The 3,600-nt window shown below is 51.9% G+C and carries 2 protein-coding genes; both read right to left on the reverse strand.

Going from position 1 to position 3,600, the window contains the following annotated elements; translation table 11 throughout:
• Positions 1–66 precede the first annotated feature (66 nt).
• Positions 67–2,391 (reverse strand): DUF3365 domain-containing protein, encoded by a 2,325-nt coding sequence (locus KKE17_03100; GenBank protein ID MBU1708970.1) that lies wholly within the window; start codon positions 2,389–2,391, stop codon positions 67–69.
• Positions 2,392–3,038: 647 nt separating this feature from the next.
• On the reverse strand, positions 3,039–3,600 hold a 562-nt coding region (locus tag KKE17_03105; protein MBU1708971.1), incomplete at its 5' end, for an integrin alpha.

The raw sequence follows: 3,600 nt of genomic DNA on the forward strand, positions 1-3,600 counted from the left end.
CGTATCAATGCCTTCTTGCCTGCCGGCTGCCCGCCAGGCAATCCCGATACTCTTAGGGTGTTGGTATCAGGTCTTGCAGGCGTCCAGGCTCTGGCGGATGATACGCGCCAGATCGATATTTTTAACCGGCTTCATGATAAATGCCGAAACCCCCATGGCATAAGCTTTTTCTTTGTCGACCTGTGAGCTATACCCGGTACAGAGGATCACCGGGATATCCGGGCGGATCTCCCTGATTGCCATGAGCAGCTCGGTGCCGGTCATCTTCGGCATGGTATAATCGGTGAGAACCAGATCAAATGCCTCCGGCCTGGCCCGGAACAGTTCCAGGGCCTCGGTGCTGTCAAAAACCGCGGTTACATGATAGCCCAATCTTTCAAGGCGCGCCTGGGTCAACTTGACAAGAACCTGCTCGTCGTCAACCACCAGAATATTTTCCGTGCCGGTGGGAATCTCTGCGGTCTCAGCCTCCAGCGATTCCTCTTCCTCCCGGCTTTGGGGGAAATATACATTAAAAGTGGTGCCGGTTCCGGGTTGACTTTCAACTGTAATGTATCCCTCATGGCTTTTGACGATGCCGTGCACCACGGCCAATCCCATGCCCGAGCCCTTGTCGACTTCCTTGGTGGTGAAGTAGGGGTCAAAGATACGGCTGATGATTTCCGGCTTGATACCCGGCCCCGTGTCACCGACAGTCAGCAGCACATAGGGTCCTGCCGCTACCTGTTCATCCGCCAGGTCTTTTTCCGACAGAAATACCGAATCAACGCCGATAAAGAGGGTACCATTTCCCCCCTCCATAGCCTGGGACGCATTGGTGGCGAGATTCATCACAACCTGATGAATCTGGGTCGGATCAGCCAGAATAGTTCCACAGTCCGGATCAATCGCCTGCTTGATTTCTATGGTGGTGGGAATGGATGCCCGCAGGAGTTTGACGATTTCCTTGACGATTACCTGGATCTTAAGGGGGCTTTTTTTCTGCTCCGACTTGCGGCTGAAGGCAAGAATATGCTTCACCAGATCGCGGGCCCGGAACCCCGCCTTCAGCACCTCGCCGATGAACCCTTTCGCAGGATTCGTGCCAGGAATGCTTTCAAGGGCCATATCGGCATAGCCGAGAATGGCGCCAAGGATATTGTTGAAATCATGGGCAATGCCGCCGGCGAGCGTGCCGATTGCCTCCATCTTCTGGGCCTGGCGAAGTTGTTCCTCAAGCAGCAGCTTTTCCACCACCGCCGCTTTCTGATCGGTAATATCTTCTGAAATGCCCAGCAGATACAGTGGCGCTCCGCCTTTGTCCAGAATCGGTATTTTCTTGGTGTGGAATATCTTTGTCCCTTTCTCCCTGGTTTGAACCTGCTCTTCAGGGATATCAAACAAAACCTTATCTTGTAATACCTGCCGGTCTTTTTCCGTGAAAAAGTCCGCCTGCTCCCGGGGGAAAAAATCATAGTCGTTCTTGCCGATGAATGTCTGCTGGTCATATCCCAGCAGCTCCTCGCCCGCCTTGTTCATGCGGACATACCTCAGTCCGTCGGCCTCCTTGACAAAGATCATATTGGGGATATTCTCAATCACCGAATCCAGGAAGGCTTCGTTCTCGGTGAGGCGTTCCGTGCGGTTTTTGACGAGTTTCTTTAAACGGAAATTGAACAGAAACAGGCCTGAGACAAAGAAAAAACCGCACAGCATGGCACCGGAAACAATATACATCGTGAAATATTCCCTTTCCAGGGGGGCGCGGATGGAGATGATTGCCCGGATATCGCCCAGGGATTCATTGAAGCCGCCTTCCCCGGGGTACAGGGCCTGCAGATCTTCGGGAGATTCTTCCCTTTTGCCGTGGCATTTCATGCACCTTTCCTGATTTGCCTGAAAAGGCAGGGCGACATAGAGAAACTTCCTGCCGTCTATATCAAGGATCTCTTTATGGGAGGTGAGCTCACGGTTGGCATCGAATTCCCGGATCAGCCGTTCTTCCATGGCATCGGCCTTGTTCACCGGATTGCGGGGGTTGTAGGCCGCCATCTTGTAGGACAGTTCCGGCAGATCCAGGGCACGGCGCTCTTCGTTGTAGAACTGATGCTGATTGCGAACGATAAAGGACGAGGAAAGAAGTTCGGGGGCATAAAAGTCTTCCGGCACTCTTCCTTCTTGCTTGTATTTATACAACGCCGGATGCATGACCCGCTGCACATACTGGTGAATACCCTGATGGGCCAGGAGCAGATCTTCGATCTTCCGTTCCGCCTGGTGGATGATATACAGTCTGGCGAGATAAAAGAACAAAACCCCGATGACTGCGGTCACCAGCACCGCAAGGACAGAGAATTTCAAAAACGTCTTTCTGTCTGGAATAATCATCCCCGGCAGCTGTATAAAATTCATCTAATTCCTCAACCGGAAAATTGTGCCGGACAGTCGCCGGCAAGCCCATTCTTCTCTATCCTCTTTACCACGTTCACCAGCGGATGCGGCGCGTTAAGGCCTTGCCGATGGTTCATGACAATGACAATTGACTCACTGAATGATCTCGTGCCGCATCCCCCAATAATAACTCTTTCGCCTGACGATTAAATTCTATGAATTATAAATTTTTATTGTCAACAAGAAAATGACTCCTGAAACTTCCCTGTTTCAACTCCAGACGGAAACGGCCGGAGCCCAAAATTAAAATATATGGCGCCCAATTATTATTATCAGCTGTTTACTGAAATCCATGCGGCCACCTGCGCCCGGCAAGAATTTCGAAGTGATCATGTTTACGGGTGCGTGCCAGGAAGTCAGGCATTGACGAACCAGCAGAAAAGCAACGACTCCGGGATACAGGATTTCGTCGGCCAGCGACGAAGAAGTTCGGAAAAGCAAAAAGCACATGTGCCGAAAAGTAATCACCAAACAGCACGCTTTTTTGAGCTCAAGCTGAAATATGAAATGGGATCATCCGGATCATAATCAAATTTATGCGCCCGAATAAACATAAAAAAGCCGAGGCTGGTTCAGGACCCCGGCTTTTTTGTAATATGAGGGATTAATTACTCAACCAAACGGTTGCCCATTCCGGTAAACAGATAGGTCTTGCCAGTATAAGTATCAACGCCATCGGCGCCGATAAGCAGATCGTCAAAGCCGTCGCCGTTCACATCGCCGGCCCCTGCCACCCTATGCCCGGCGCGATCCCCCCCGGCCTTGCCGCTGAAGCTGACATCGGCCTCAGACAGATTCTTATCAGTCAAAATACTGGAGCCGTATAGCAGATAGGTCTTGCCAGTATTACTATCTGCGCCATAGGCGCCGATGAGCAGATCGTCGAATCCATCGCCATTGACATCACCGGCCCCTGACACTGAATTACCGCTTTTATCACCCGCAACCTCGCCGCTGAAGGTGGCATCGGCTGCGGAGAGGTTCTTATCAGCCAAAACACTGGAGCCGTATACCACATAGGTCTTGCCGGCTTCACTATCAGCGCCATAGGCGCCGATGAGCATATCGTCAAAGCCATCGCCGTTCACATCTCCGGCCCCGGCCACCGAGAAACCGCTTTTATCATCCGCAGCCTCGCCGCTGAATTTGACATCGGCCAAGGAAAGGTGC

The organism is Pseudomonadota bacterium (assembly GCA_018823135.1).
Taxonomy (GTDB): domain Bacteria; phylum Desulfobacterota; class Desulfobulbia; order Desulfobulbales; family CALZHT01; genus JAHJJF01.

Excerpts from the sequence above, each read along its gene's own strand:
- KKE17_03100 (MBU1708970.1), bottom strand. The coding sequence starts at position 2,391 with ATGAATTTTATACAGCTGCCGGGGATGATTATTCCAGACAGAAAGACG.